Below are 22,059 nucleotides of genomic sequence, written 5' to 3' on the forward strand. Positions count from 1 at the left end.
TGCCTCACCGTAGCGGTCCAGCAGCTTCAGCGTGTCCATGACCGGCTGGAAGGTGGTGTTGTTGCAGCAAGAAGGTGAGCGCGCGCAGCCGCTCCCGCAACGTCTCCACCGGCTGCTGGGACACCAACCCGGGGATTCCGGGCCGGTACGACCTCGACGAGTTTGCCGGACTTTACACATGTGTGCTAATAATTCCCCTGCAGGCCGTGCTCCGGTAAGGAGGGCGGCCAAGCTGCTTTCTGCCGCAAATTCCGGACTTGGGAGCAGCTTGATGTCGAACTCCTCGCTTCCCGGGCAGCTTGCCCGTACCCACCGATTCACCCTTGGCACTCCACGCCACGTCACCGTCTCCCCTGACGGCCAGACCGTGTACTTCCTCCGTGCCAGGGCAGGCGACGACCCGGTCTCCTGCCTGTGGGCACTCAACTGCGCCACCGGCGCGGAAAGCCTCCTCGTGGACCCCGCCGACCTCCCCACCGGGCACGGCGGGTTGCCTTCCGCGGAGGAACCGGCCAGGCGCAGGCGCGCCGGGGAGATGTTCCCCGGGATCGTCGCCTTCACCGCCGACGGAGCGTGCGAACTGCTGGCGTTCGCGCTGTCGGGACGGTTGTGGACGGTACGTCCGGCCACCGGCGAGGTACGCCACCTGGACACCCCTGGCCAGGCCGTAGCCCCTCGCCCCGACCCGACAGGACAGCGCGTCGCCTACGTCAGCCGCGGCGCGCTACGCGTCAAGCAGGTCACAGCCGCCGAGGACGACCGCGCGGTGGCCGAGCCGGACGGACAGGAGGTCACCTTCGGGCTCCCCGAGCACGTGGCCGCCGGGGAGATGGGGCGCGACCGCGGCTACTGGTGGGCGCCGGACGGCCGGTCGCTGCTGGTCACGCGGGTGGACGCCACGCCCGTCCAGCGGTGGTACATCGCCGACCCGGCCGATCCCGCCCGCCCGCCCGTAACCATCCGCTATCCGGCCGCCGGTACGGCCAACGCCGACGTGTCCCTCTGGATCGCCGGTCTGGACGGCACCCTCGTCCCGGTGGCCTGGGACACCCAGGCGTTCGAGTACCTGACCGCCGCCGGCTGGGATGCCTTCGGCCCGTACGCCGCCGTGCAGAGCCGTGACCAGCGGCACCTGACTGCGCCGGCCGGACGTCTTCCACGCCGCCGTCGCCGGTGCTCCCGTCACCGACCAGCGCATGTACAACACCCATTTCCGCGAACGCCACCTTGGTCATCCCGCCGAGCATCCCGAGGCCTACGACCGCTGCTCGCCCATCCTGGAGGCGGCCTCGCTGACCCGGCCGCTGCTGCTGGTGCACGGGCTCGCCGATGACAACGTCATCGCCGCTCACTCTCTGCGGCTGTCGGCGGCGCTGCTGGAGGCGGGCAGACCGCACGAGGTGCTGCCGCTGTCTCGCGCCAACCACCTGGTCATGCGGGAAAACCTGCTCCGCCACGAGCTGGACTTCCTGCGCCGAGCCCTGAACCTGCCCGCCGCTTCAGGAACGGGTCGCTGATGAGAACCGGCCCGGATGCCGTCAGCGAGTGAGCACCGGGCCGGGTACCGGCCGAACGTCAGGCCACCGGCGCGACCGCCGGAAGGGCCCTCAGGGACGAGCCGGGAACGGTTGAACGATCAGATCGACGCCGCGGGGTGCCTCGCGTCGTCGATCACATCGCCCGGAGGGTCCAGTGCTGGCCCTCCGGGCGGGGCTCCAGCAGTACGGTGGGGCGGTTGTCGCCCATGTCGGTCAGGTAGGAGGAGCCTCTCAGGGAGATGGTGACCTGGCCGTCGCCTGCATCGGCGAGGGTCCACGCGCTCCCCTGGGTCATGTCGCAGGGCAACGTGGCGGCGAGCGGCGGGTAGATCCGTTCCAGGGCGACGGCCAGGCAGTTGCCCGTGGTCGCGTGCGTGATGGTGAAGCCGCCGTCATGGCCGCTGGGGGCCACCTTCCACCTGGTGTCGCACGCACCGACCGGCGCTTTGGAGTTGAAGGCGCCTTCGCTGCGCAGGCAGTGTCCATCGGTGTTGACGATCTCGTAGGTGCCCGGCTCCACGGGGGAGAGCGCGGACGCCAGGGCATCAGGGGCGGCCAGGGCGACGGGGGCGGCTGCGGCCAGAACGCCGGCAGCGAAGGCGAGGCGGATACGCACGGACGGTTTCCTTCCCTGTGGTAACGGTGAGTGACCAAGCATTGCACATTGTGTTCACTGATGCGGGAATCTTCCGGGCGGCCGGTCGCGACACCGCCCGGAAGGGCCTCCGGGACACCCCGGAGGAGGTGGGCAGGGGTGCGCCGATGCGACCGCGCCACCCCTGATCCGGACTCCATACCGTCAACTTCGGGTTGACGATCTGAGCGTCGTCAACCTATGGTTGACACATGACGAATCCTGTCCAGATGACGAACCCCGTCCGGCTCGACGACCTGATCGAGGCCATCAAGAAGGCGCACTCCGACGCTCTCGAACAACTTTCCGGCGCGGTCATCGTCGCCGACCACCTCGGCGACGTGGCCGACCATCTGATCGGCCACTTCGTCGACCAGGCACGACGCTCGGGCGCGTCCTGGACCGACATCGGCAGGAGCATGGGAGTCACCAAACAAGCCGCGCAGAAACGTTTCGTCTCCAAGGCCTCCGGCCAACCATCGGATCTCGACCCCAGCCAGGGATTCAGCCGGTTCACCGAGCGGGCGAGAAACGTCGTGATGGCGGCCCAGAACGGAGCCCGCGCGGCGGGCAACGACGAGATCCGTCCCGACCACCTGGCACTGGGACTGCTGAGCGAGCCGGACGCGCTGGCCGCCACGTCGATCGTCGCGCAGGGCGTGGCACTGGAAACCGTCCGGCAGGCCGTCACCGCGGCGCTGCCGCCGGCGGCCGGCCAGGTGCCCGATCTCATCCCCTACGACCCGCAGGCGCGAAAGGCACTGGAACTCACCTTCCGGCAGGCCCTGCGGATGGGCCACAACTACATCGGGACCGAGCACATCCTGCTGGCGCTACTGGAACTCGAAGACGGCGCGGGCGTCCTCGCCGGCCTCGGCGTCGACAGAGCCGCCGCCGAAGCCCACATCACCGCCGCCGTGGCCGCCGCCCTGGCCGCCCACGAGCAGAAGACGCCCTGAGACCACCCCAGGTTGCGGCCGCCGCCGCAACACCAAGCAGGCGCGGTACGGCCGAGTCGGCGCCGGCACGGCCGTCGTGGACGGCGAGCTCGTCGCGGGCAAGACACGCGGAAACGAGCCGCTGTCCTACACTTGCGCCAGCGGATTCAGGGCGGAGGAGGCGGCGTGCGGCAAGGGGAACACGGCGTCTCGGGCACCTGCCTGGACGCGGTCCTGGAACGCATCACCTACGCCAACGAGGAGACCGGCTACACCATCGCCAGAGTCGCCACCGAACGCTCCGGCAGCGACCTGCTGACCGTGGTCGGGCCGCTGCTCGGCGCCCAGCCCGGCGAGTCGCTGCGGCTGACCGGGCGATGGACCTCCCATCCGAGGTACGGCAAGCAGTTCGAGGTGTGGTCCTATGCCACCGTGCTGCCCGCCACCGTCCAGGGCATCCAGCGCTACCTCGGCTCCGGCCTGATCAAGGGCATCGGGCCGAAGATGGCCGAGCGGATCGTCGACCACTTCGGCGCCGACACCCTCCAGGTCATCGAGACCGCCCCCGAGCGGCTGGTCGAGGTCGCCGGCCTCGGCCCCAAGCGGACCAAGATGATCGGCGCCGCCTGGGAGGAACAGAAGATCATCAAAGAGGTGATGATCTTCCTGCAGGGGGTCGGCGTGTCGACCTCCATCGCGGTACGCATCTTCAAGCAGTACGGCGACGCCTCCATCTCGGTCGTCAGGAGCGAACCGTACCGGCTGGCCGACGACGTGTGGGGGATCGGTTTCAAGACCGCCGACACCATCGCCCAGGCCGTCGGCATCCCGCACGACAGCCCCGAACGGGTCAAGGCGGGCCTGCGCTACACCCTGTCGCAGGCCGCCGACGACGGCCACTGCTACCTGCCGGCGCCCAACCTCGTCGGCGACGCGGTGAAGATCCTGGAGGTCCCCGCCGAACTGACCGCCCAGTGCCTGGAGGAGCTCATCGCCTCAGAGGGAGTGGTCCGCGAGGAGGTGCCCGCGGGCGACAGCGTCGTCCCGGCGGTCTACCTGGTCCCCTTCCACCGCGCCGAGCTGTCGCTGGCGGGTTCGCTGCGCGCTCTGCTGACCTCCGGTCACGACCGGCTGGGCGCCTTCGCCTCAGTCGACTGGGACGTGGCCCTGGAGTGGCTGCGCAAGCAGACCAACGCCGACCTCGCCGCCGAACAGGCCCAGGCCGTACGGCTGGCGCTGAGCGAGAAGGTCGCGGTGCTGACCGGCGGCCCCGGCTGCGGCAAGAGCTTCACCGTGCGCTCCATCGTCACCCTGGCACGGGCCAAGAAAGCCAAGGTGATCTTGGCCGCGCCCACCGGCCGGGCCGCCAAGAGACTCTCCGAGCTGACCGGCCACGAGGCCACCACCGTGCACCGGCTGCTGCAGCTGCGCCCCGGCGGGGAGGCCACCTTCGACCGCGACAACCCCCTCGACGCCGACCTGGTCGTCGTCGACGAGTCCTCGATGCTGGACCTGCTGCTGGCCAACAAGCTGGTCAAGGCGATCGCCCCGGGCACCCACCTGCTGTTCGTGGGGGATGTTGACCAGCTGCCCTCGGTCGGCGCGGGCGAGGTACTGCGCGACCTGCTGGCGGCCGAACAGGAGATCCCCCGGGTACGGCTGACCCACATCTTCCGCCAGGCACAGGAGTCGGGCGTGGTCGTCAACGCCCACCGGGTCAACACCGGCCTGCCCCCCGCCCTTTCGGGCATGAACGACTTCTTCCTGTTCCCCTGCGAGGAGCCGGAGGAGATCGCGGCGCTGACCGTGGACGTGGTGGCCAACCGGATCCCGCGCAAGTTCGGCCTCAACCCGCGCCGCGACGTGCAGGTACTGGCGCCGATGCACCGCGGCGCGGCCGGGGCCGGCAACCTCAACACCGCCCTGCAGGAGGCACTGACGCCCTCACGGGAGGGCATGCCCGAACGCCGCTACGGCGGCCGGGTGTTCCGGGTCGGCGACAAGGTCACCCAGCTGCGCAACAACTACGACAAGGGCGCGGCCGGGGTGTTCAACGGCACCGTGGGCCTGGTGGTCGACATCAAGCCCGACGACCACAAGCTGACCGTGCTGACCGACGAGGACGAGAACGTCGAGTACGCCTTCGACGAACTGGACGAACTCGCCCACGCCTACGCGGTCTCCATCCACCGCTCCCAGGGCAGCGAGTACCCGGCGGTGGTCATCCCGCTGGCCACCAGCGCGTGGATGATGCTGCAGCGCAACCTCCTCTACACCGCGATCACCCGCGCCAAGAGACTCGTCGTCATCGTCGGCTCGCGCCGGGCGCTGGCGCAGGCGGTACGCACCCGCGGCGCCGGGCGGCGCCACACCAGCCTCACCCACCGGCTGCGCTCACCCTGAGCCCCCGCCGGTGAGCCCGGCGGGAAAACCTCCCGGCGGGCCCGGCGGCCCGGCCGCGCCTTCACCTCTGCCGGCCCGTCCTGCCGCGCTGGTCAGACGCGGTGGAGGCCCGCCGGAGCACGCCGGGCGCACCGGGCCGGCCCCGTGCCTTCCCCTGATTTCCGGCCGGCATGCATCGACCTCACAAAGTGACCCAAACGTTATCGAACTCTCCTGAACTATACGCACTCCATATACGTCCCCTATTAGGGTTTTAAACGCGGTTTGCTGTAGTGGGGGAGAGAGCTGTGCTGAATATCGAACACCGAAGCGTGAGGACACCACTGGCCGGGCTGGCGGTGGCCGCCACCCTCCTGGTCACCTCCTGCTCCAGCGGATCGGCCTCAACGGGCCCCGCCGCCGCCGGCGGCGGCGTGAGCGCCGAGAACACACCGGCCCCGCCGGTCATCAAGATCAGCCCCGCCGAAGGCGGCGCACCCGTACGCCCGGACAAGAAGGTCGTCGTCACCGCCGCCAACGGCTCACTCGAACAGGTCACCGTCGAAAGCGGCGGCAAACCGCTGACCGGCACCTTCGACAAGAGCCGGACCAGATGGGTGTCCAAGACCCCCCTCAAACCCTCCAGCCAGTACACCGTCTCGGCGCGCGCGGACGACGGCACGACCGCCAGTAGCACGTTCACCACCCTCCAGCCGAAGATCGAACTGAAAGTGGCCGACGTGACCCCCGCGCTGAAGGGGGAGAAGGTCGGCGTGGGAGCACCCCTCATCGTCACCTTCAACCAGCCCGTCACCCAGAAGGCCGCGGTGGAACAGGCCCTGGAGGTGCAGTCGGAAAAACCCTCCAAGGGCGCCTGGCGATGGATCAACGACACCACGGTGATCTACCGGACCGCCACCTTCTGGCAGCCCCACCAGAAAGTGACCTTCACCGCCCACCTCGACGGCGTACAGGGCGGCAAGGACATGTACGGAGTCGAGGACTTCACCAAGAGCATCCAGATCGGCGCCGCCCAGATCGCCACCATCGACACCCGCACCCACAAAATGATCGTCAAACGGGACGGCAAGATCGTGCAGACCATGCTGATCAGCGCCGGCAACGCCACCACCCGCGAATACACCACCACCAGCGGCATCCACCTGGCCATGGGCAAAGCCAACCCCGAACGGATGATCTCCCCCGGACGCAAGAAGGGCGACCCGGGCTACTACGACCTGATGATCAACCACGCCGTACGCTTCTCCAACAGCGGCGAATACGTCCACGCACTCAACAACCTATGGGCCCAAGGCCGCCAGAACGTCAGCCACGGCTGCATCAACTCCCGCCCCGACCAGGCCAAATGGTTCTACGACCAGGTCCAGCGCGGCGACGTGATCACCATCACCGGCACCAACCGGCAGATGGAATGGAACAACGGCTGGGGTTTTTGGCAAATGCCCTTCACCCAGTGGAAACAAGGCAGCGCCCTCGCCTGACACCCCCGCGGGTCCGGCCCGGCCCCACCCCCCGGGCAACCGGGGACGGACCCGCACCCCCGGCGTCACCACAACCCCAACTGCCGATGAGAGGGCAACGCCAGCGGCAGAGGCTGCTCCGCCCGGACCGCCCCCAGACCGTAACGGGCCGCCAGCCGCAGCACCTGACCCGTGACCCGGCGCACATAACCCGGCTCGGCATCCGGCCCCCCGCCGTACAACTCCCCATAACGGGCGACCAACCCCGGATGACGATCACCCAGCCACGCCAGATACCACTCCCGCGCACCAGGCGGCAGCCGCAGCACCCGCGGGACGACACTGACGGCCCCGGCCCCGGCGACACGACGCACGGTGGCGGCGAGCTGGTCGGGGGAGTCGGTCAGCAACGGCAGGATCGGCGCCATCTCCACCCCGCACGGCACGCCCCGCTCGTTGAGCCCGGCCACCAGCTCCAGACGTTTCTGCGCCCCCGCAGCCCCCGGCTCCACCGCACGGCGGACCTGATCGTCGACGAAGGCGATCGAGACCACCACACCCGCCCCCGGAGCCCCCGCCAGCACAGCGGCATCCCGCAGGATCAACGTGCTCTTGGTATGCACGGTGAACGGCGCCCCGGCCTCCCGCAGAGCCGCCACCACCCCGGGCATCAACCGGTAGATCTCCTCAGCCCCCTGATAACAGTCACCGGCCACCCCCACGGTGACATGCTCCCCATCCCACCGGCCCGCCAGCTCCGCACGCAACCGCCGCACGACGTTGGTACGCACCACGATCTTCGAATCGAAGTCACCACCGGCGTCCAACCCCAGAAACCGGTGACCCCGCCGCACCGCACAATACCGACAGGCCTGGTCACAACCCCGGTAAGGACTGACGGCCCACCCCCCGGCGGTACGCTCCAGCGCCCGGCGCGCCTGCACCTCATAACAGGTCAGCGCACCGTGAACCCGGATCACCGCGGCCCGCTCGATCCGCGGCCGGACCCGCGGGCCACCGGAAAGCAGAGCGGACGCCTCCCATCGCATGCCGCTCAGTGGAACACGCTTTCGACACCACCCGCAAGGGAAACCCCCTTCACCCCCCGGAACCACCCACCCCACCCAGGGAAAACACCACAAAAACACGTTGTCCCACACATCCCGGAAGACCTAACCTGACCGGATGCTGAAGCCCTCCTACCCCATCCGCACCGACCGCCTGATCCTGCGCCCCTTCACCCCCGACGACCTCGACAGCCTGCACGCCATCCACTCCCGGCCCGACGTCGCCCGCTACCTCTACTGGGAACCCCGCGACACCGAACAGGTCGCCGAGGCACTGAAAACGAAGACCACCCAGTCGGCGCTGCTGGAACCCGGACAGGCCCTGGCCCTGGCCGTGGAACTGGCCACCACCGGCGCCCTGATCGGCGACGCCATGCTGTTCTGGCACAGCGACCAGCACCGCAGCGGAGAGATCGGCTACATCTTCCACCCCGGCCACCACGGCAGAGGCTACGCCACCGAAACAGCCGAAGCCCTGCTGAGACTGGGCTTCGACGGCCTGGACCTGCACCGCATCACCGGCCGCCTCGACGGCCGCAACGACGCCTCAGCCCAGGTACTGCAACGCGTCGGAATGCGCCGCGAAGCCCACCTGGTGGAAAACGAGATGGTCAAGGGGGAGTGGACCGACGAACTGATCTACGCCATCCTGCAGCGGCAGTGGCGCGCCCGCCACTGACCACCCCCCACCACAGCGATCCCACGCCCCCTCCGGCACCCCCATGGCCACGACGAGCCGTCAACCGTTCCCGAGGCGCCTGACGCCGGAAACCAGCCGAGCGATCTTCCCCCGGCCCGGCGCCAACCACCCGGCGATGTCGGCGACGACGGCCGGGTCGACGTGTCGCGCGGGTCCGTACTCCGCAGGCGTGGACGGACCCGCGCCGGGAAAAAACAGGTGGTTGTCAGCATCGTAGACGCGGATCGTGACATCCGGCCGGCGAGCGAGGCCCGCCCTCCACCGCGACAGATCGTCCGCGACCGTCACCTGATAGTCACGGCCACCCTGAAGAATGAGCATCGGCCTGCCCAGTGCCGCCGCGGTCGAAACCGGGTCGTAGCCGCGCAGGTCGAGCCAGTACGAGGCCGACAGGCCGAACGGCAACGCTCCGGCCGGTGTCGAAGGTGACAGCTCAGGACCGTCGACCAGCGCGGCCTGCCGCGTGATCGCCTCGACAGCACCGTCCGCGCTCGGACCGGGATCCAGCGAGGCGAGGTAGCGGGCGACACGGACAGCGGACCGCTGCATCGGCTGCGCCTCACCGGCCAGGATCACCAGACCGGCGACGGACGCCTCGGCGGCCGCCACACGCGGGGCGACCTTGCCCCCCATGCTGTCGCCGAGAACGAAGACCCGCGCGGGATCCACGACCGGCTGGCGCCGGAGCAGGTGAACGGCAGCGACCGCGTGCGGCACGTACTCCTCGGCCACCGTGAAACCGGGCGCGTCCGCCACCCGGCTGCCATGGGTGTAGGTCACCTTGTCGAACCGCACCACCGCCACGCCGCGGCTGGCCAACCCCCACGCGAGATCCTTGAGCGGTCTGTTCGGCCCGCTGGTCTCGTCACGGTCGAACAGCCCCCCTCCGCTGAGCAACACGACGCCCGGCCGCGGGCCGCGCCCACGCGGCAGGCTCAACGTGCCGGACACGGCAAGCGGAGCAGAGCCGACCGTGACGTCGTGCTCATCGAACCTCTTCGGAGCGGCGTAGGACGGCGGCTTCCACGACGCGGTGGCCGCAGGCACAAGCCGCAGCCCCTGCAGCTTGCCGGCGCCATCGACCGACATGACCACCGTGAGCGCTCCCTGCTCGCAGATCACCGGGACACTCACCCGGACCAGCCCCGCCACGGCCGGCTCGCTCACCGGCTCCCCGACGGCGGAGACCGATCCGTTCCTTACCCTCTCGGCCCCCAGGCGACCCGCAGCGTCTCCGCGGACACAACCGCCCGCAGCGGCGGTGCGAACAGATCCTCAATCTCGGCGAAACGCCCCTCGCACGCCATCTCAACGACCGCGACGGCAGTCGCCACCGGGTCGGCTCCCACCGCCATCCCCAGCCCACCTTTCTCTCATCCTTGATAGAAGTAACACATAAGAGATCAGAGGGGTATAGACACAGTGGAGCGCCGACCGAGCGCCCCATCGGGCACTGCCTAACACCTCTAGGTGAGAAGCACCTGGTCGAGGACGTGATCGCCGATGGCCGCCATACTGGGGTTATCGGCCGAGTAGGCGGCCAGAGCAGTGCCCATGGCAAGGGCCCAGCCCCGTGCGCGCTCCCAGGTCACCTCGTCGGCGTCCACGCGTGATCGGAAGACCTCGCGCGCGTTCTCGTCGAACACCAGCCACGCGGCGGCCAGGTCGGTGGCGGGATCGCCGCTGGTGAGATCACCGAAGTCCAGGACAGCCGCCAGCCCTTCCCTGTTGAGCAGGAGGTTTCCCGGGTGCGGGTCGCCGTGGAGCCAGAGCGCGGGGCCCTGCCAGGGCGGGAGGGTGGCCAGTTTCTCCCAGAGAGGGAGGAGCTCAGCTGACCGGGGAATGGACTGCAGGCGTTGCCGTACCGCTTCGTCGCGGGCGGCGAGCGGGACGCCGCGGACGGGGTTACGCGGTGCGTCAGGCGGTGCGGGCCGGTGCAGGCCCGTCATGAAGCCGGCCAGCGGGACGGCGATGCTGAAGCGGTCGGACGGCGACACGTCGGCGACCGTGCGGCCTTCGAACCAGGGCGCGATCGTCCACGGCCACGGGTAGCCCTCGCCGGGCACGCCGGCCCTGACGGGTACGGGCAGCGCGACCTCGACGTACTCGGCCAGGACCGGCAGCCAGCGTTGCTCGTTGACGATGAGGTCGACGGCGACCTGGCGGCGCGGCAGCCGTACGGACAGGTCCGTCCCCAGGCGGTAGATGACGTTGTCCCAGCCGTTGGCGACGGGGGTGAGCGGGCCCACCAGATCCGGGCACTGCGTGCGGATCAGGCGGTCAACAAGGTCGTCATCGATGTCGACTTCCGCCGCCGGGGTGTTCATGCCGCAACGATAGTTCGGGATGGCCTTGACAGACGTAGGCGCTGAAGCCGGATATGCCTGGTTGTCTCCGTGATGCGCCTGGCGACCAGTGTGAGGACATCGTGCCTGCCGACCGAGGAGCCGTCCCGTTGGGTGACGCCGGCGTCTCAGCGCACGTCACCGTAGACGCCGTCGTGCCAGGAGATCTGCTCGGCCCCCGAACCCGAACCCCACCGCCACGCCCCGCCGAGCCGGCCGTGACGGCCACTACCAGCCCCCGGAAAAGGCCGTCACCGGCACAACGTCCGCTGGATACGCCGCGCCGCGAACACCAGCCCCGCAACCGTCATCACCACCAGATACCCCGCATGCCCCAGCAGACCCCAGCCCAGCTCACCGATCGCCAACCCCCGCACCAACTCCACCGCGTGATACAGCGGCGTCACCCCCACCACGATCTCCATCACCAGCGGATAGTCCTGCACCGGCGAGAACGTCCCCGAAAACAGAAACAGCGCGAACTGCCCCGTCGTCAGCAGATCGAAATCCTGCCAGCCCCGCATCAGCGTGCTGATCGCCATCCCCACCCCGCCGAACGCCAGCCCCACCAGCAACGTCGCCGGAAACGCCGCCAGCGCCCACCCCACACTCGTCAGGCCCAGCGCCACCATCACCACCAGGAACGCACCCGTGTAAACACAACTACGCACCATCGCCCACACCAGCTCACCCAACGCGATCTCCAACGGCCGCACCGGCGTCGCCAGAATCGCATCGAAGGTCTTGGCGTACTTCATCTTGAAAAAGAAATTGAACGTCGTCTCCGCCAACGCCCCCGACATCGCCGAGACCGCCAGCATCGCCGGAGCCACGAACACCGCGTAGTCCACCACCCGGCCACCCGGCAACGTCAACTCACCGACCAGCGCCCCCACACCCACACCGATCGACAGCAGATACAGCACCGGCTCGAAAAACCCCGACACCAGCACCAGCCAGTACGACGGCCCCGAACGCAACGCCCCCACATTACGGTTGACCACCGCGCCCACCCGGGAAGGAGAAATCCGGGCCGCCACCATCGCAGAAACCATGCCCTAGTCCTGAAGTCGCTTATGGAAGGCGGCAACCGCCCAGACCATCCCCGCCCCGGCACACGCCAGCAGATACCCCACATGCACCCACACCGGCCACGCAGGAGCCACCCCCAGCGTCGCCGCCCGGCTCAACTCCACCCCATGCCACAACGGCGACACATACGCCAGCGGACGCACCACCCCGGGCAACTGCTCCACCGGGAAGAACACCCCGGCGAACAACGCCGAGGGAATCATCACGAACCGAAACAGCAACGCGAAGTAACTGTCATGCTCGATACTCGCCGCGAACGCCGTCACCGGAGCCGCCGCCGCCAACGCCACCAGCGCCGCGACCACCGGCGTCAGCACCGCCCAGCCCGAACGCAACGCGCCGAACAACCCCGTGACCCCCAGGAACACGACCGCCGCGATCTCCACCCGCAACAGCACATACAGCAACCGGCCCACGATCATGTCGCCGATCCCGACCGGGGTGGCCCGCATCGCGTGATACGACCGCACCCACTTGAAATCACCCAGCACCGAATACGTCGACTCACCGATCGCCATCTGAAACGCCGTCGAGGCCATCACCCCCGGCACGATCCACGCCAGATAACCCACCCCGCCGACCTCGCCGACGTACCTGCCCACCCCGATCCCGATACTGACCAAAAACAGCACCGGCAGCACGAAAGAGGAGAACACCGACGCCCGCCACAGCCGCCGATACAGAACCAGATGCCGCTCCAGCACCGCCACCGTCGGATGAGCCATCTCAATCCACCAACGTCCGGCCGGTCAGCTGCAAAAACACATCCTCCAGCGACGAACGGCGCACCAGCACACTGGAGGGAGCCAGCCCCCGCCGATGCACCTCCGCCACCGCCGCATCCCCGTCGTCGGCATACAGCAAGAGCCGATCCGGCAACGGATCGACCCGCCCGATCCCCTCCAGCTTGCCCGCGTAGTCCGCCCCGTCGGCGAACCGCAACTCCACCACCTCAGGAGTGGAGTACGTCGTGATCAGCGACCGCGGCGACCCCTCCGCCACGATCCGCCCGCCGTCCATCACCACCAGCCGATCACACAACTGCTCGGCCTCGTCCATGTAATGCGTCGTCAACACCAGCGTCGTACCCCGCTGCTTGAGCCGGAACAACCGCTCCCACAACAGATGCCGCGCCTGCGGATCCAACCCCGTCGTCGGCTCGTCCAGCAACACCAGCTCCGGCTCGTTCACCATCGCCCGCGCGATCGTCAACCGCCGCTTCATCCCCCCCGACAGCGGCTCCACCTGACTGTCGGCCTTCTCCTGCAGCTGCGCGAACTCCAGCAGCTCAGCCGCCCGCCGCCGCGCCTCCGACCTCGACAACCCGAAATACCGGGCATACGTCGTCAGATTCTCCCGGACACTCAGATCCGGATCCAGATTGTCCAGCTGCGGGCACACCCCCAGCCGCGCCCGGATCCGCGACCCCTCACGCCGCGGGTCCATCCCCAGAATGCGCAACTCCCCGGAGGTCGGCATCGACACACAACTGATCATGCGCATCGTCGAGGACTTCCCGGCCCCGTTCGGTCCCAGAAACCCGAACGCCTCGCCCGGCGCCACCTCCAGATCGATCCCGTCGACCGCGGTGAAGTCACCGAAACGTTTGATCAAACCACGCGCGCGGATGAGAGGTTGTTCAGACACGCACCGGACCGTAACAGAGGACCACGACAGTTCCGCAAAGGGTTTTCCAGCCCCGGCCACCAACACCCCCCCGGATGACAGCGGCACCCGGCGCACCCTCCACCGGCAAAGCACCCCGCAACCAGCCACCCGGCGCACCCGCCCCCCAGTAGGCTCCTGCGCCATGACCGACCCACAGCAGCCCACGATCCGCACCCTCGCCTCCACCGTCGTCTACACCAACGCCTGGATCGCCCTGCGAGAAGACCGCATCCAACGCCCCGACGGCTCCCACGGCATCTACAGCGTCCTCGACCGGCCGGACTTCGCCCTGATCATCCCCATGGAGAACAACGGTTTCCACCTCGTCGAGGAATACCGCTACCCCATCGGCCGCCGCACCTGGAGCTTCCCCCAGGGCGGCGTCCCCGGCAGCCCCTCACCCCAGGCCACCGCCCACACCGAACTCGCCGAAGAGACCGGCCTGACAGCCACCTCCATGACCAGCCTCGGCCGCCTCGACAACGCCCACGGCACCACCGGCCAGCGCTTCGACGTCTTCCTCGCCACCGGCCTGACCCCCGGCACCCCCCACCGCGAACACACCGAACAGGACATGCGCCAGAACTGGTTCCCCCGCGCCGAACTGGAACAGATGATCCTCAACGGCACCATCACCGACAGCTGCTCAATCGCCGCCTACACCCTGCTCCTGCTGCACCCACCTCGCTGAAACCGTTCACTGATTCTCAATGTTTCCCGGTGAGGGCCGGCAGGCTGCCGCGTTGCCGGGGTTCGTTTCACCGGAGCGCGCCCGGCACGGGCGCCGGGTCTTACCGCCCCTCCACGGGCGTTTACCGCCTCCCCGCTGAGGATCACCCGCCCCCGCCGCTCCCGGCCAAGGCCGCGCGGAGACGCTCGGCGAGAGCGGAGGCCTGCTGCACCGACCAGGGAATGACCCCGTTCTCGGTCATCAGGGCGTGATACTGCTGCCGCTCGTAGGGGGTTCCGGGGGGCAACGGGGCGATGTGCCAGTGCAGGTGGGCGTTGCCCTGCCGGCTGCCCAGGGAGAGCAGGTAGGTGCGTTCGGAGGGGACGACCTCCTCCACGGCGAGCGCGATCCGGCGCACCGCCCCCATCAGCCGCAGATAGGCCTCCTCGTCGAGATCACCGACGACGTGCTCGACGTGAACCTTGGGCGCCACCAGGACCTTACCGACCATTGTCGGATAGCGATCCAGGAAGGCGATGTGATGCTCGTCTTCGGAAACGACCTGCTCAAAATCGTAACCGGGACTGCCGGCCAGGACGGCACAGATGAAGCACGGCCCACCCTGGGTGCGCCGAACGTAGCCGGCCAGATCAAACGCTTCTCTCCGCCGGGGGAGGGACTCGTCCTGAATGGTGTCCTCCGTGAGTACTCGCAGGGGCGTCCAAGTCCGCCGGACCCGCCACGCCGTCCGGCATCCTGACACGGACCGTCACCGGTCTCTGCCTTCGGGTGCGACGGACCCACCGGAGTGATCACGCAGCTGGATCTGGACGGTGCGCGATGCGCCGCCACGCGGGAAAGACGACGGTTCTTCATTCAACAGCACTCACGGCGCGCGCGTCATCGGCCTAACGCCGGTGATTTACGAGCTCGACACTGCCCACCTGCGCATCCGCGATCACCAGGGCAAATGTTGACAGACGGTCGTTTGTCAACACTCCAGCGCCGTATGAGGGTCGGATAAGCGAAAGATCAGCTCGTACTCGACTTGCTCGATCGGGTTGCCATCACCGAAGTCGTGGCCACGGACCGCACCTGACTCCATGAAGCCGCTCTTGGCGTAAAAGCGGCGTGACTGAGGCGTGTCACGTAGCGTCCACAGATGGACCCGCCTGAAGCCTTTCTCGCGGATCCTGTGCAGGGAAGCGGTCATCAGGGCATTCGCGACGCCGGTTCCCCAGCCATCCGGGTGACCGTAGAAGCCGAAGATCTCCGCCGACTCCAGCCGCATCGGCGAGGATCCGAAGTAGGAGAAGGCCAGCCGTCGCCCGTCCAACGCGGCGAGCATGACGGTGTCCTCGCCCTCAGCGAGCACGCCGTGCCATTTGTTGCGCCGATGCCTTACCGCTTCGTCAAAGAACTCCTGAGGGAAGAAGCCGGCGTAGGCAGCCTTCCAAGACTCCGCGTGGATCTCACCCAGCACATCCCCATCGCCTGAAGAAGCTTGGAACACCGTGAAGACTCCGGTCACAAGATCATAGTAATAGAGACATCCGAGGGACGGGACTGCCGCCAAAACCTGGTCCGACTCTCCCCAGAGGCCCCTTGGGCCCGATGCCCTGGAAAAGGAGTGCGGTCCACCTCGTTCGTGTCGCGGAAGTCCGAGGGGCACATCTTGATCGCCCGTGCCCGCCACGCGGTCACCAGCTTCTCCGAGCAGTCGGCGAACAGCCCCTCGGGCAGCCCGAGTTTGCGCACCGCGGTCAGCGTTCGCCCGAGTAGAAGGCCGGAACCCCAACGCCTCGCGGGTCTGCCTGCGGTGGTACTCGGCCGTCCGGCCGGTGAACGTGTACTTCGCGAACTCCGTGGCCGGCACCTTCACCAGCTCCGCGACGTAGTGGACCGCGGCTTGCGGGATCTCTTCAACGAACTTCCGGGAACCGGCCTTTTGATCGCGGTATTCTTGTGGGGGGCCCACTGACCGGACACGATCAGCCCACGTCGGGCACTGCGTTGACGCTGGTTCATCACCGTCCGCGGCAAGCCGGCCAACATCCTCGCAGGCAGCGGGGGAGCGGGGGAGAACTTTCCCAGGTGCTCAAATCCAGTCGACGCTGGCAGGTGGACGAGCTGGACCACGCTGACCTGCCCGTGCTCGTCCGCCAGCCGGACCACCGTGCCCGAAAGGCCGATGACCGTCTGAGTCTCGCCGTCGAATCACGCCTGTCACCAAAGACAGTGATCTCAAACGGGGATTCGAGGACGGCAACAGCCGCTGTCGTCGAACGGCCCATCACCTCACCATGGATTCGATCAAGGAAAACCTTGATCGCAGACCGTCATGACGCCAGAGGAAGGTGCCCGACAGGGCAGATCAAGTGAGACGGACAGGTGCGGTCGGGTAGATCGTTTGGGGCGACCATGATCACAGAGCGGGTCGAGTGAACCGCGAGAGCTGACTCGCGCTCACGGGGTGGCCTTCATCGAGCAGGACAAGCGAGACACCGGGCAGGTCGTTCGGGACAGGGTGCGGGACATCCGGCGAGACAGGAAAACGATCATCGAGTGATCTCATCGGACATCAAAAATGTCATACCGGACAGAAGCTGAATTCTGTCCGGTATAGAACATGTCTGTATTTAGAGCATCTTCAACGTGTTTGTCCCTGTGTGCGTCTCGCGCAGCCCAGCCCCCGCCTCACCCGGACCACCCCCCTGTCAGGTCGTGGACAGAGCGACGGTCGGAGACAGACGGGCGGCGCGCATGGCGGGATAGATCCCGGCGACGGTCCCGATGACCAGGGTCGCACCGAGCGCGCCGCCGACCGCCCACGGCGGCACGACAGGAGGCCAACCGCGAGACAGGGCGTAGCCGACGGTCGCCAGGGCACCCAGGACAGCCCCGCCAACACCACCCAAAGCGGACAACAACAGGGACTCTGATAAAAACTGGACCCGGACCTGGCCGCGGGTGGCCCCCAGGGAACGGCGCAGGCCGATCTCCCGCCGGCGCTCCAGCACCGAGATCACCATGGTGTTCGCCACACCCACCCCACCGACCAGCAGAGCGACCGCACCCAGACCGAGCAGCAGGTTGGTGAAGGCCCCAGCGGCGGCGGCCCTGGCGGCCAGCGCGTCAGAGGGCCTGCTGACGTTCACCTCCCCCGGATTCCGCGGGTTGACCGTACGAGGCAGGACCGCACGCACATCCGTCACCGCCTCCTCCGCCGACCGCTCGTAGATCGTGGTGGGATGCCCGTCGAAGCCCAGCAGCTCCTTGGCCGCAGGGAACCCGACAAGCGCCGACCGTTCGATCTCGGGCGCGAGCGGCATCGGATTCAGGACCCCGATGACGGTGAACCACCGGTTGCCCATCCACACCCGCACACCGGTCCTGCTGATGCCCAGCCGCTCGGCCGACTTGGAGCCCAGGACGACCGCCGGTTGCCGCTCGGTGGCGGCGTTCAGCCAGGTGCCGCTGTGGACGGTGCCCTCCAGCGTGCGTAGCAGTTCAGTGGTGGCGGCCTGTACGGCGATGCCCCCGGTGACCGCTTCGGAGATGTAGCCCGTCCGACGCACGGACGCCTGGACCTTTCCGGTGGCCGAGGCGGTGTGCACCGGGCCGATGCGCTTGACCATGGCGACCGCCTCCTCGGGCAGCTGGGCCTCCTGCCCGAAGAGCGTCTGGCCCGGCGCCACCGTCAGCAGGTTGGTGCCCAGCCGGTCGAGCTGGCGCAGCAACTCCTCCCGGGAGGAGGAGGAGATCCCGATCACCGCGACCATCGTGGCGATGCCGATGGCGATGCCGAGCGCGGACAGGATCACCCTGGCCGGGCGGCTCCGGAGCCCCGCCGCGCCGACCCGTAGCACGTCGGGGAGGCTGAGCCGGGCGGGTTTCACGTCAGCACCTGCCCGTCTCGGACCCGTACCTGCCGGGGGCACCACTGGGCGATCTCGTTGTCGTGTGTGATGATCGCGATCGTGGTGCCTCCCTCGTGGAGTTCGCGCAGGATCTGGAGTACTTCGGCTCCCGAGGCGGAGTCGAGGTTGCCGGTCGGCTCGTCGGCCAGCAGCAGCGGCGGGTCGCCGACGACCGCCCTGGCCACGGCCACCCGTTGCTGTTCTCCGCCGGAGAGTTGGTGGGGCCGGTGGTCGAGCCGGTGCCCGAGGCCCACCCGCTGCAGGGCCTGTGAAGCCCGGGCGCGTCTGTCGCGCAGTGGTGTGCCGGTGTAGAGCAGTCCGTCGGCCACGTTGTCCAGGGCGCTCACCCCCGGTGCCAGGTGGAACTGCTGGAAGACGAACCCGAGGTGGCGGGCGCGCAGCGCCGACAGCTCGCGGTCCGACAGGGTGGCGATGTCATGGCCGGCGATGCGGACGGTCCCGGAGGTGGGCCGGTCCAGGGTTCCGATCATATGGAGCATGGTGGACTTGCCCGAGCCCGACGGGCCGACGATGGCCAGCAGTTCGCCCGCCTCGACCAGCAGGTCGACCCCGCGCAGCGCCTGGACGTGGCCGTTGTAGGTCTTGGTCACCTCGCGTAGCTCGATGATGTTCATTCCGCCGGCACCCCGACCTTCATGCCTTCCCTGAGCCCGTCCCCGGTGATCTCGACCTTGCCGCTGCCGAACGCCCCGACCTTCACCGGTGCCAGCCGGGTGAGGGAGCCCTCGACGATCTCGACGCCGAAGCCGCCTTCGCGTAGTGCGAGCAGCGCCTCCACCGGTACGGCGAGTACGTTCCGGCGCCGTTGGCTCACCAGCTCCACCTCGACGGGGGCTTGGTCGAGCTTGGTCTTCGGATTCTTGGTGAGTGTGATCTCGACGTCGATGACCGTTTTTTCCCCGGAGCTTCTGGCCACGGTGCCCACTTCGGTGATCCTCCCTGTTGCCTTCTCGCCGCCCGGTAGCTCCACGGTGACCTTCGCGCCCTTCTCGGCGAGTGTCTGGTCGTTGCTGTCGAGGTCGAGGTGGACCAGCCGGTTGAGGTCGCTGACGGTGAGGACCTGCCGTCCTGGCGCGGTCCTGGCGCCGACCGGGGCTTTGACGTCGGTCACCCTGACCGCCGAGGGCAGGAACACCACCTGGGTGTCGTCCACCTGGCCGGTCTGGGGCAGCCCCCGGTCGTGCTGCCAGTTGAGTAGCGCGAGGTAGGTGGCGTGGCTGAAGTGGTCATCCACGGTGAGGTCTTCGCCGTAGCCCAGCGCTTTGAGGTTGCGTTCGAGCTGTTTGACGTCGGGTCCGTCGGAGACGCCCAGGTGCAGCGGCCGGTAGAGGGGCAGCGTGCCGTACATCAGGGTGACCGGTTTGCGGTCGACCTTGAGCAGGGAGCGGCCCCGCCGTACCACCGCGCCGTCGTCGGGTACCCAGGTCACCGTTCCGGCGGCGCCGGTGGTGAGGTGGCGCCGGCCCGAGTAGGTCAGCGCGCCGGTCAGGGTCTTGGTGTCCACGAGGTCCTGCCTGGTGATCGCGGTGGTGGCGGTGGCCTGTGCCGTGGCGGGCGTGGCCGCTCCGGTGCCGCCGTCGGCCAGTACGGCGATCGCCGCCCCTGCGGCGACGACCGCCAGCAGGGCCGCCCCCGACAGGGCGAGTCCCCTTCTCACTGCCCGTTCCTCAGGTCGGGGGCGAACTCCTTGCAGGCCGCCTCGGCCGCCTTCATCTTCTGCTCGCCGCCTTGGGGTAGCTTGAGCCTGAGCCGGCCGTTGGGGTCGGGGTCGGGGATGTCGATGCCCTGCTCGCGCATGCACTGCACGTATTTGATCATCTCGTCGCGTCGTTTGGGGTCGGGGGCCGCGCCCTGGTCGCCGATCGCGTCTTCCATGAAGTGCTGGCACTGCTTCATCGCCTTCTCCGTCTTGGCCTCCTCCCCCTTGTGTGCTTTGAGGCGGATCTGCCCGCTGCCGTCGGGGTCGGCCATGTCGACGCCGTTCTCGCGCATGCACTGGGCGAACCTCAGCTGTGCCTGTCCCCGGTCCACCGGAGCTGAGGCGGTGGGGTTGGGGCCGGCGGTGCCATCTGCGGCGCTGGCGACGCCTGGGGTGGTCGGAGCCGCGCCGCACCCTGTGAGCAGCAGTGGTACGGCGAGCAGCAACAGCCGGGCTTTCACGGTGATCTCCTTGGGTTGGTTGCGGGGCCAACTTCAACGGAGGTGGTGTTAAACCCGGGTAAGCCGCTTACCGGGGTTTAACGCCCGGTGCGTCACTGTCGTCATCATGGGAGTGTTGATTGTGGAGGACGGAGAGCGGCCGGCCGGGGTCGTCGTGCGGGGCGTGCGTCGTGATGGGTGCCGGTTGTGAGGCTCGGGCTGCGCCTGCGGCTGACCTTGCTGTACGGGGCGTTGTTCTTCGTGGCCGGCTCGACGCTGGTCTGGTTCACCTACCTGTTGACCGCCAAGGCGCTGGACCAGCAGTTCACCGTGGGACACCAGAAGATGCTCATCCGGTCGGGGGGAGATCTGCCTCCTCAGGAGGCCATCACGGGGATGCTGATGCGGGATGTGGGGCAGCGGGCGAGCAGCGTCCTGGACGAGATGCTGCGCTCCTCACTTTTGATCATGGTTCTTGTGGGGATCGTCGCGGTGGCGGTCGGGTATCTGGTGGCCGATCGCGCGTTGCGTCCCCTCGACCGGGTCACCGAGACCGCGCAGCGGCTGTCGGAGAGCAACCTGCATGAGCGGATCGCGCTGCGCGGGCGGCCTCAGGACGAGATCAAACGGCTGGCCGACACCTTCGACGCGATGCTCGACCGGCTGCACAGGGTGTTCGACGCCCAGCGGCGGTTCATCGTCAACGCCTCGCACGAGCTGCGCACCCCGCTGGCGATCAACCGCACGGTCTTGGAGGTGTCGCTGGAGGAGCCTGAGGCCTCGCCGGATCTCAAGGCGCTGGCCCGCGCGCTGCTGGGTACCAGTGCCCGCTACGAGCGGCTGATCGAGGGGTTGCTGCTGCTGGCGCAGTCGGAGCAGGAGCTGACCTCGCGCAGGCCTGTTGAGCTCGATCAGGTTGTGCGTGCCGCTCTGGACCAGTTCGATCTGCAGTCGCGCAGACGGCCCGTCACCATCCACCAGGACCTGAGTCCGGTGACGGTCGAGGGTGATCCGCTTTTCCTGGAGCGCGCCGTCTTCAACCTGGTGGAGAACGCGATCAAGTACAACGTGCGGGACGGGCAGGTGTGGGTCTGCTGTAAGGAGGGTGGTCTGGTCGTGGAGAACACCGGGCAGGTGGTCCCGCCGTATGAGGTGGAGGATCTGTTCGAGCCTTTCAGGCGGCTGCAGGGCGACCGGGTGCGTTCGGCGCGTGGTGCGGGGCTCGGGTTGTCGATTGTCCGTGCCATCGTGGACGCCCATGGCGGTACGGTCACTGCCGTCTCGCGTCCCGAGGGTGGTCTGCGTGTCACGGTCGGCCTGCCTTCGCCTTCGCTTTCTTCTTCTTCGTCTTCGGTTCTGGTGGCCGGTCCGGGCGACCCGCGCCGGGGTCGGTGATCAGAGCAGGGGGCTTTCGCGGAAACCCCGCGGTGTTGATCAGGGCGCGACTATGGTTGTTTTTTGTCT

At 68.2% G+C, this 22,059-nt stretch carries 21 protein-coding genes and 2 pseudogenes; 8 read left to right on the forward strand and 15 right to left on the reverse strand.

Annotated elements, in window-relative coordinates:
• Nucleotides 1-535 precede the first annotated feature (535 nt).
• Both ACIN94_RS25505 and ACIN94_RS25510 read left to right on the forward strand, forming a co-directional pair.
• Nucleotides 536-1,078, forward strand: a pseudogene (locus tag ACIN94_RS25505) (DPP IV N-terminal domain-containing protein); the annotation flags it as partial.
• A 118-nt stretch (nt 1,079-1,196) separates the two neighbouring features.
• The gene (locus ACIN94_RS25510; protein ID WP_400710732.1) at nt 1,197-1,517 is read left to right on the forward strand and encodes an alpha/beta hydrolase family protein; all 321 of its coding nucleotides are present in this window, start codon (nt 1,197-1,199) and stop codon (nt 1,515-1,517) included.
• A gap of 154 nt (nt 1,518-1,671) precedes the next feature.
• Here the strand turns inward: ACIN94_RS25510 and ACIN94_RS25515 are convergent, their stop codons facing one another.
• Nucleotides 1,672-2,154 carry an RICIN domain-containing protein gene (locus ACIN94_RS25515; RefSeq protein WP_400710735.1) on the reverse strand — a complete coding sequence of 161 codons (483 nt, stop codon included), beginning with the start codon at nt 2,152-2,154 and terminating at the stop codon, nt 1,672-1,674.
• Between the two features lie 230 nt (nt 2,155-2,384).
• Here ACIN94_RS25515 and ACIN94_RS25520 point away from each other — a divergent pair, with 230 nt between their 5' ends.
• The 3 genes from ACIN94_RS25520 to ACIN94_RS25530 all read left to right on the forward strand — a co-directional run bounded on the left by ACIN94_RS25520 (nt 2,385) and on the right by ACIN94_RS25530 (nt 6,994).
• Nucleotides 2,385-3,131 (forward strand): Clp protease N-terminal domain-containing protein, encoded by a 747-nt coding sequence (locus ACIN94_RS25520; protein ID WP_400710738.1) that lies wholly within the window; start codon nt 2,385-2,387, stop codon nt 3,129-3,131.
• A gap of 165 nt (nt 3,132-3,296) precedes the next feature.
• Nucleotides 3,297-5,513 carry an ATP-dependent RecD-like DNA helicase gene (locus ACIN94_RS25525; RefSeq protein ID WP_400710741.1) on the forward strand — a complete coding sequence of 739 codons (2,217 nt, stop codon included), beginning with the start codon at nt 3,297-3,299 and terminating at the stop codon, nt 5,511-5,513.
• Between the two features lie 311 nt (nt 5,514-5,824).
• Nucleotides 5,825-6,994 carry an Ig-like domain-containing protein gene (locus tag ACIN94_RS25530; RefSeq protein ID WP_400710744.1) on the forward strand — a complete coding sequence of 390 codons (1,170 nt, stop codon included), beginning with the start codon at nt 5,825-5,827 and terminating at the stop codon, nt 6,992-6,994.
• 65 nt (nt 6,995-7,059) lie between these two features.
• On the opposite strand, the gene ACIN94_RS25535 is transcribed toward ACIN94_RS25530, so the two are convergent.
• Nucleotides 7,060-8,022, reverse strand: coding sequence for a radical SAM protein (locus ACIN94_RS25535; RefSeq protein ID WP_400710747.1), 963 nt, complete (start codon nt 8,020-8,022; stop codon nt 7,060-7,062).
• 136 nt (nt 8,023-8,158) lie between these two features.
• Here ACIN94_RS25535 and ACIN94_RS25540 point away from each other — a divergent pair, with 136 nt between their 5' ends.
• Nucleotides 8,159-8,719, forward strand: coding sequence for a GNAT family N-acetyltransferase (locus ACIN94_RS25540; protein WP_400710750.1), 561 nt, complete (start codon nt 8,159-8,161; stop codon nt 8,717-8,719).
• A gap of 60 nt (nt 8,720-8,779) precedes the next feature.
• Here ACIN94_RS25540 and ACIN94_RS25545 read toward each other — a convergent pair whose 3' ends face one another.
• From ACIN94_RS25545 to ACIN94_RS25570, 6 genes are all read right to left on the reverse strand, one after another.
• Complete coding sequence (locus ACIN94_RS25545) at nt 8,780-9,907, reverse strand: alpha/beta hydrolase family protein (protein WP_400710754.1); 1,128 nt, start codon at nt 9,905-9,907, stop codon at nt 8,780-8,782.
• A 32-nt stretch (nt 9,908-9,939) separates the two neighbouring features.
• A complete protein-coding gene (locus tag ACIN94_RS25550) occupies nt 9,940-10,095 on the reverse strand; it encodes a hypothetical protein (RefSeq protein ID WP_400710757.1) in 156 nt (51 codons plus the stop codon).
• A gap of 111 nt (nt 10,096-10,206) precedes the next feature.
• On the reverse strand, nt 10,207-11,067 hold the full coding sequence (locus ACIN94_RS25555) for an aminoglycoside phosphotransferase family protein (protein ID WP_400710760.1): 861 nt from the start codon (nt 11,065-11,067) through the stop codon (nt 10,207-10,209).
• A 269-nt stretch (nt 11,068-11,336) separates the two neighbouring features.
• Nucleotides 11,337-12,140: an ABC transporter permease gene (locus ACIN94_RS25560; protein WP_400710763.1), complete on the reverse strand. Its 804-nt coding sequence runs from the start codon at nt 12,138-12,140 to the stop codon at nt 11,337-11,339.
• 3 nt (nt 12,141-12,143) lie between these two features.
• Entirely contained in the window at nt 12,144-12,887 is a 744-nt protein-coding gene (locus ACIN94_RS25565; protein WP_400710766.1) for an ABC transporter permease, read from the reverse strand.
• A 16-nt stretch (nt 12,888-12,903) separates the two neighbouring features.
• A complete protein-coding gene (locus ACIN94_RS25570; protein ID WP_400710769.1) occupies nt 12,904-13,824 on the reverse strand; it encodes an ABC transporter ATP-binding protein in 921 nt (306 codons plus the stop codon).
• Between the two features lie 163 nt (nt 13,825-13,987).
• Between ACIN94_RS25570 and ACIN94_RS25575 the strand changes: the two genes are divergently transcribed.
• The gene (locus tag ACIN94_RS25575; RefSeq protein ID WP_400710772.1) at nt 13,988-14,536 is read left to right on the forward strand and encodes an NUDIX domain-containing protein; all 549 of its coding nucleotides are present in this window, start codon (nt 13,988-13,990) and stop codon (nt 14,534-14,536) included.
• A 142-nt stretch (nt 14,537-14,678) separates the two neighbouring features.
• On the opposite strand, the gene ACIN94_RS25580 is transcribed toward ACIN94_RS25575, so the two are convergent.
• The 7 genes and pseudogenes from ACIN94_RS25580 to ACIN94_RS25610 all read right to left on the reverse strand — a co-directional run bounded on the left by ACIN94_RS25580 (nt 14,679) and on the right by ACIN94_RS25610 (nt 20,616).
• Nucleotides 14,679-15,278 (reverse strand): HIT family protein, encoded by a 600-nt coding sequence (locus tag ACIN94_RS25580; RefSeq protein ID WP_400710775.1) that lies wholly within the window; start codon nt 15,276-15,278, stop codon nt 14,679-14,681.
• Nucleotides 15,279-15,506: 228 nt separating this feature from the next.
• A complete protein-coding gene (locus ACIN94_RS25585; protein ID WP_400711009.1) occupies nt 15,507-16,046 on the reverse strand; it encodes a GNAT family N-acetyltransferase in 540 nt (179 codons plus the stop codon).
• A 210-nt stretch (nt 16,047-16,256) separates the two neighbouring features.
• Nucleotides 16,257-16,493, reverse strand: a pseudogene (locus tag ACIN94_RS25590) (DUF4158 domain-containing protein); the annotation flags it as partial.
• A 739-nt stretch (nt 16,494-17,232) separates the two neighbouring features.
• The gene (locus ACIN94_RS25595; protein ID WP_400710778.1) at nt 17,233-18,414 is read right to left on the reverse strand and encodes an ABC transporter permease; all 1,182 of its coding nucleotides are present in this window, start codon (nt 18,412-18,414) and stop codon (nt 17,233-17,235) included.
• A complete protein-coding gene (locus ACIN94_RS25600; protein ID WP_400710781.1) occupies nt 18,411-19,070 on the reverse strand; it encodes an ABC transporter ATP-binding protein in 660 nt (219 codons plus the stop codon). The genes ACIN94_RS25595 and ACIN94_RS25600 overlap by 4 nt, the downstream gene beginning before the upstream one ends.
• Entirely contained in the window at nt 19,067-20,113 is a 1,047-nt protein-coding gene (locus ACIN94_RS25605) for a peptidoglycan-binding protein (RefSeq protein WP_400710784.1), read from the reverse strand. Before ACIN94_RS25605 ends, ACIN94_RS25600 begins: the two co-directional genes overlap by 4 nt.
• Entirely contained in the window at nt 20,110-20,616 is a 507-nt protein-coding gene (locus ACIN94_RS25610; protein WP_400710787.1) for a hypothetical protein, read from the reverse strand. Before ACIN94_RS25610 ends, ACIN94_RS25605 begins: the two co-directional genes overlap by 4 nt.
• Before the next feature lie 186 nt (nt 20,617-20,802).
• Between ACIN94_RS25610 and ACIN94_RS25615 the strand changes: the two genes are divergently transcribed.
• Nucleotides 20,803-21,990, forward strand: a complete 1,188-nt coding sequence (locus ACIN94_RS25615) for a sensor histidine kinase (protein WP_400710790.1) — start codon at nt 20,803-20,805, stop codon at nt 21,988-21,990.
• Nucleotides 21,991-22,059: the final 69 nt, after the last annotated feature.

The sequence above is a fragment of the Streptosporangium sp. NPDC087985 genome (genome assembly GCF_044741965.1).
GTDB lineage: Bacteria > Actinomycetota > Actinomycetes > Streptosporangiales > Streptosporangiaceae > Streptosporangium.

Coding starts and splice junctions, on each gene's coding strand:
- ACIN94_RS25510 (WP_400710732.1), top strand. CDS start 1,197: ATGTACAACACCCATTTCCGCGAACGCCACCTTGGTCATCCCGCCGAG.
- ACIN94_RS25520 (WP_400710738.1), top strand. CDS start 2,385: ATGACGAATCCTGTCCAGATGACGAACCCCGTCCGGCTCGACGACCTG.
- ACIN94_RS25535 (WP_400710747.1), bottom strand. CDS start 8,022: ATGCGATGGGAGGCGTCCGCTCTGCTTTCCGGTGGCCCGCGGGTCCGG.
- ACIN94_RS25540 (WP_400710750.1), top strand. CDS start 8,159: ATGCTGAAGCCCTCCTACCCCATCCGCACCGACCGCCTGATCCTGCGC.
- ACIN94_RS25550 (WP_400710757.1), bottom strand. CDS start 10,095: ATGGCGGTGGGAGCCGACCCGGTGGCGACTGCCGTCGCGGTCGTTGAG.
- ACIN94_RS25555 (WP_400710760.1), bottom strand. CDS start 11,067: ATGAACACCCCGGCGGCGGAAGTCGACATCGATGACGACCTTGTTGAC.
- ACIN94_RS25560 (WP_400710763.1), bottom strand. CDS start 12,140: ATGGTTTCTGCGATGGTGGCGGCCCGGATTTCTCCTTCCCGGGTGGGC.
- ACIN94_RS25575 (WP_400710772.1), top strand. CDS start 13,988: ATGACCGACCCACAGCAGCCCACGATCCGCACCCTCGCCTCCACCGTC.
- ACIN94_RS25600 (WP_400710781.1), bottom strand. CDS start 19,070: ATGAACATCATCGAGCTACGCGAGGTGACCAAGACCTACAACGGCCAC.